5 protein-coding genes and 2 tRNA genes are annotated in these 5410 nt (G+C 41.6%); 2 read left to right on the top strand and 5 right to left on the bottom strand.

Annotated elements, in window-relative coordinates; genetic code table 11:
* Positions 1–120: 120 nt before the first annotated feature.
* From NFR99_RS14540 to NFR99_RS14525, 4 genes are all read right to left on the bottom strand, one after another.
* Positions 121–828 carry a ClpP family protease gene (locus NFR99_RS14540; RefSeq protein ID WP_330642218.1) on the bottom strand — a complete coding sequence of 236 codons (708 nt, stop codon included), beginning with the start codon at positions 826–828 and terminating at the stop codon, positions 121–123.
* 73 nt (positions 829–901) lie between these two features.
* A complete protein-coding gene (locus tag NFR99_RS14535; RefSeq protein WP_120487037.1) occupies positions 902–1663 on the bottom strand; it encodes a CFI-box-CTERM domain-containing protein in 762 nt (253 codons plus the stop codon).
* Between the two features lie 50 nt (positions 1664–1713).
* Entirely contained in the window at positions 1714–2454 is a 741-nt protein-coding gene (locus NFR99_RS14530) for a YebC/PmpR family DNA-binding transcriptional regulator (RefSeq protein ID WP_120487036.1), read from the bottom strand.
* Between the two features lie 26 nt (positions 2455–2480).
* The gene (locus NFR99_RS14525; RefSeq protein ID WP_120487035.1) at positions 2481–3800 is read right to left on the bottom strand and encodes a hemolysin family protein; all 1320 of its coding nucleotides are present in this window, start codon (positions 3798–3800) and stop codon (positions 2481–2483) included.
* A gap of 171 nt (positions 3801–3971) precedes the next feature.
* Here NFR99_RS14525 and NFR99_RS14520 point away from each other — a divergent pair.
* A tRNA-Glu gene (locus tag NFR99_RS14520) sits at positions 3972–4043 on the top strand.
* A gap of 100 nt (positions 4044–4143) precedes the next feature.
* Positions 4144–4214, top strand: a tRNA-Cys gene (locus NFR99_RS14515).
* An 81-nt stretch (positions 4215–4295) separates the two neighbouring features.
* On the opposite strand, the gene NFR99_RS14510 is transcribed toward NFR99_RS14515, so the two are convergent.
* On the bottom strand, positions 4296–5132 hold the full coding sequence (locus tag NFR99_RS14510) for a deoxyribonuclease IV (RefSeq protein WP_120487034.1): 837 nt from the start codon (positions 5130–5132) through the stop codon (positions 4296–4298).
* Positions 5133–5410 lie beyond the last annotated feature (278 nt).

The raw sequence follows: 5410 nt of genomic DNA, 5'->3' as shown, positions 1-5410 counted from the left end.
CTATCGGTTCCGTGACTGTCCGGAGTAAGCACAGAAACTATCGGTTCCATAACTGTATGGTGTAAGCGGCAACCTCCCCGACAAACCGCAATATGTCTATAGCCAGCCGCGCTGCCCCCGTCAGGCAGACGCCGTCATCTCCTGTACTTTCGCCAGCGCTTCTTTGATTCCTCCTACCTCATCAATCAGCCCTTCTTTCACCGCCTGCTCTCCTACCAGGATAGTTCCCAAATCCTTCGTGAGCATCCCGGTATCCAGCATCAGTTCCTCCAGCCGCCTTTTTGTAGCCTTGCAGTGTGTAGACAAAAATCCCAAAATCCGATCCTGCATCTGCTTAAAATAATCATACGTCTGCGGCGCGCCGATTACCGTCCCATTCATTCTCACCGGATGGATAACCATCGTCCCTGTCGGTACGATAAAAGAGTAGTCTGTAGAAACCGCAATTGGCCCTCCAATAGAATGGCTTCCTCCGAGCACAAGGGAAACAGTTGGCTTACTGATGGAAGCAATCATTTCAGCAATAGCCAGCCCTGCCTCTACATCTCCCCCAACCGTGTTGAGCAAAACCAAAAGCCCCTTTATCTCCTCACTCTCCTCAATAGCGGCAAGCTGAGGAAGAACATGCTCGTATTTTGTAGTTTTTGTATTTGCCGACAGACACTCATGCCCTTCAATTTCCCCTATAACAGAGAGAAGATGTATTTTCTGTCCCAGCATCATCTGTCCGAATTCTTTAATATCCTCTCCTTCTTTCCCCAGTCCGGGTTTTTTCGATTTCTTATTTTCCACACTTTCATTCTCAGCCATGTTCTGTTTCCTTTCCATAACATATACTTCCATAATAGTGTGTCCTGAAATCAGAAAAAAAACCGAAAGACTTTCCGTCTTTCGGCTAAATTTAAAAATACAATTTTTGAAGTCCCCTAACCATCTTAACATAAAGCTCTTGGCATTCTTCATTTTTTCCTTCTTCAATCAGGGAAATGCACGGTGACAGATAATCACTCCAGATATCTGCATAAATTTTCTTACTGTCTTTCTTCTTATTAATATGCTTCACAATTGTTGGCGCCAGATTATAATATTCCTGAACAATCTCTTCGCCTTCTTCCTGATTCATTAAATAATTATCCCGATAATCCCTAAGTAATGTGAGCTCATAACAGTCATCAGGCTTTTTGAATGTTTCACATACCGCCGTTGTAATATAACAGGATTTCCGTTTAAACCCTTTCATAATCCCATCATAGTCTGAAATATGCACATTCGTCTTGGGAAAATGCTCTTTCCACACCTTATGTACAGCCTCTGCCAAAGGTCTTGACGAATTTCCGCCATATTTTAAAACAGCCGGAAATACATAGGCAGCCAGGGCAAAATTGAAATCCAGAAGTTTCGCCTGCCTGTCCCCCCTTTTAGAAATTCCATCCAGAAACCGGGCGGCGGCATCTCCCAGGGCATTTGCCATATTTTCAATATACTGTTCCTTATCAATAACAGAATTATATCCATTTTCCAGGCTTTCAAACAGCATGCAATTCTTGTCATAATATTGCTGAAAAGCGCCTTCATACATGTCCTTTGTATAATTTGCCATCGGTTCCCGGATATCCAGCAACAATCCCGGCATCCCTGCAATCGCCTCTGTATAATAACTCATCCGCATCTTCTCCTTTTATCGGAAGCCATCTATATATATTCTGTAACTTATTACGGAGTCGTTGGCTCATTCCAATTATGGTATACGGACTGCACATCGTCGTCATCATCCAGCAAATCCAGCGTTTTCTGCAGATTCTTCACAGCCGTCTCTTCCGTCAAATCCACATAGTTCTGCGGAATCATAGTTACAGATGCCTCTGCCATGGCAAGCCCCTCTTTCTCAAGCACTTCCCGTACTGCCGAAAAAGCATCCGGATCTGTGATGATTTCATAGCAGTCATCTTCTTCAGAAAAATCTTCTGCTCCTGCGTCAAGTGCCAGCATCATTAAATCATCAGCATCCATCTCACATTCTTCTTTATCCACAATAATCTGCCCTTTTTTATCAAACATATAGGATACGCACCCCTGGGTACCAATGCTTCCGCTCCCCTTTGTAAATGCGCTTCTTACATTGGCTGCCGTGCGGTTTTTATTGTCTGTAAGAGCGTCCACAATGATAGCAATTCCTCCCGGACCATACCCCTCATAAGATACATACTCATAATTAACGGCATTCGAATCCCCGGCAGCTTTTTTGATTCCCCTGTCAATCGTATCATTCGGCATATTGTTAGCTTTTGCTTTCGCAATCACATCCCGAAGCCTGCTGTTATTTGCAGGGTCTGAACCGCCTTCTTTCACGGCTACCGCAATCTCTCTTCCGATAATCGTAAAAATCTTTCCTTTTGCCGCATCATTTTTTTCCTTTTTGTGCTTAATGTTTGCAAACTTTGAATGTCCTGACATTTCTTTCTGCTCCTTTTCTTTTTCACTTACTTTTCTTCCGGCACAGCTGGCGCCGTATTTTCTAAAAGTTTCCGGATTCTGGCTCTCTGGATTTTTTTACGGGCTACACTCAGAATCTGAAACGAATAACCCATATCTTCAATCACCGATTTTTCATCTTCTGCCGGAATCTTATCCAGCTTTGACACCAGATACCCATTTAATGTCCCAATATCCTCTTCCAGTTTAAATGTAATGCCTAATCTATCCTCCAGTTCTTCCAACGGAGTCATCCCGTCCGCCAGAAAACTGCCGTCTGCCTGTTCTTCAATATAAACAACATCTTCATCATATTCATCCTGGATATTACCTACGATTTCCTCCAGAATATCTTCCAGTGCAACCAGACCCGCTGTCTGACCGTATTCATCCGCTACAATGACCATCTGCAGTTTCTTAGACTGCATATTCTTAAAAAGAAGGTTAATCTTCCTCGTCTTTGGTATAAATACCGCTTGCCGAATCAATCCCGGGATATCTTTAATCAGCCACTCATCGTAATTCCCTGCCGTATGGCAGCGCATGGCATCTTTCAAATGGATAATTCCTGTAATGTTATCCATGCCTTCCTCATATACCGGAAAACGTGAATTTGTAGCATCCAGCATAAACTGAATGGCGCTTTTCAAATTTATCTTTCCGTCCACACCTACAATATTTGTCCGGTGCGTCATAACATCCTGCGCCTCTTTATCCCCGAATTCGACAATATTTGTAATCATCTCCGCTTCATTGGCCTCCAGGACCCCCTGTTCATGCCCCTCATTTACCATAGAGATAATTTCTTCCTCTGTCACATCTTCCGGCATTTCCTTCGTATTGACCCCAAAAGGAAGTGCGAGCAGATAAACACAGCCTTGTATAAACGCTGCTATCGGATAAAAAAGAAACAACAGAACCTTTGCCGGAACTGCCAGGCGAAAAAGAATTTCTTTCCCCTTATATGTCCCCAATGCTCTGGGAAACTGGATTCCAAGCACCACAAACAGAAATACCGCTATTGCCAGCTCACATATCAAAACCGGAATATGTAATTCTCCTCTCCAAAACTCCGCCGCCCCATATGCTGCAAAACATCCCAGAAATGCTGCAAAAAAAACTATCGTAACATGAAAAGTATTTATCATGGATTTAGGATTGTCCCTGATTTTCAAAAGCCATTCTGCTTTTGTCCCATCTTTCTCTTTGATATCGCTTTCACTCACTGTATCTAATGCTGATAGAAAAGCAGTAAGAATAAACTCCAAAACGAGAAATATCGTCAATAGTATGAGACCTGCCACTATCTGACTCCCACCATCATCCATTTGTAAAAAACTCCTTCTCTCTAAATATTTCTGCTTTATTGCAATACCATTAGCAATATATCATCTTCCATTTCATTAGTCAAGAGTCCAATTCATGTATCTAAAAAAATACTTGCAATCTTTTTGTTATTGTGCTATCATGTTGATTAGTTGTTGCAAATGGTAAGATATGGCTCCTTGGTCAAGCGGTTAAGACATCGCCCTTTCACGGCGGTAACACGGGTTCGATTCCCGTAGGAGTCATTTTATAACAGTTTCCATTTAGGCTGTTATAAAATATCAAATAGTTTTAATTTTTTTCTTGACAAATGTATAACTGTTTGATATAATATAGAAACTGTAAGGCGACATAGCCAAGTGGTAAGGCGTGGGTCTGCAACACCCTGATCACCAGTTCAAATCTGGTTGTCGCCTCTAAAAAAGGACTAATAAACGTTAGTCCTTTTTTATTATTAATTATTTTGAAAAATGCTGACACATCCATGTAAAACTATATTATTTCTCTTCCGCCATTTTTCTTAACATAGCAATTTCCCCCGCCCAGCCTGCATCATCATTCGGCGTCTCCAAAATAAACGGAATATCCTGCAGCAGTGGATGTCTGACAATCCTTCGAAATGCCTCTAAACCGATTGTTCCCTCTCCAATTCTTGCATGACGGTCTTTATGGCTGCCCATAGGATTCATACTGTCATTAATATGAATTGCTTTTAGCCGCTCCAGTCCTATGATATGTTCAAACTCTTCCAGAACCCCATCCAGATTATTTACAATGTCATAACCGCTATCCCATACATGGCAAGTATCTAGACATACCCCCAGTTTATCTGACAGCTCTATCCTATCTATAATAGCACGTAATTCCTCAAAATTCTTTCCTACTTCACTGCCTTTTCCTGCCATCGTTTCCAAAAGCACTGTTGTACTCTGCTCCGGCCTCAGGTTTTCATTCAGCATACCTGCTATCCACTCAATTCCTTTTTCCACTCCCTGCCCTACATGGCTTCCAGGATGAAAGTTATAATATTGTCCTGGAATATATTCCATACGTTGTAAATCATCTGCAAACACTCCCCGGGCAAAAGTACGGATTTCTTCTTTTACCGCACAGGCATTTAATGTGTAAGGCGCATGCGCTACAATTTGGGCAAATTTGTGTTCCTTTGCAATTTCCAGATATTTGTCTACATCCGCTTGCTGAACCGCCTTTGCGCTTCCTCCCCTGGGATTTCTTGTAAAAAATGCAAACGTATCTGCCCCCAGCTTTACTGCCTGGCGTCCCATAGCAGCATATCCTTTTGATGATGATATATGACTTCCTATATGAAACATATTTCTCTCCTTTTTGACTCGTTGTTCTTCTATTCTAATCTTATAATCCATGTTATAATTTTCCCAAAAGAAGAATTAACATGAAAACTTTTTTATTTCTCGGGAATAGCATTACTGATTCTCACCGCCTTTGGCAACCTATTTCTTACGAGAACAAAAAAAAGCCTGAATCATCAGACTTTCATTATATAATATGTACCTTCAAAACCACATACAGTATAACATATTCTTTAAGACATTTCAACCGGAAAACCATCTTGACTTGATCTCTTTTCTTC

The organism is Hominisplanchenecus murintestinalis, from assembly GCF_943193015.1.
GTDB lineage: Bacteria > Bacillota > Clostridia > Lachnospirales > Lachnospiraceae > Hominisplanchenecus_A > Hominisplanchenecus_A murintestinalis.
This window is presented reverse-complemented; position numbering and strand designations above follow the sequence as displayed.